This is a genomic window from Desulfobacter sp. UBA2225 (genome assembly GCF_002348205.1).
Lineage (GTDB): Bacteria > Desulfobacterota > Desulfobacteria > Desulfobacterales > Desulfobacteraceae > Desulfobacter > Desulfobacter postgatei.
The window spans coordinates 13,033-13,259 of record NZ_DDYV01000216.1 but is presented as its reverse complement, the minus strand read 5'-3'; positions in this window follow the sequence as shown (position 1 = coordinate 13,259).

Below are 227 nucleotides of genomic sequence, written 5' to 3'. Positions count from 1 at the left end.
CTTGGCTCTGGCTATCGCATAAGCACAGGCTATTACATCTTTCCTGAAGATCCGGTCATATAAAACGTAAAACCGAAACTTCGGTTCCTCCTTCGCCTTTCGGTATAGTTTCTGTCTCAGTGAGGAAAGTTTCTCCGGTATTTTGAGACCTTTATGCCCGGCATGTAGCCAGATGTCTTCGGCTTTCCAAAATTCCAGTTGTTCCGTAACGGGACGTTTGTCCAAGC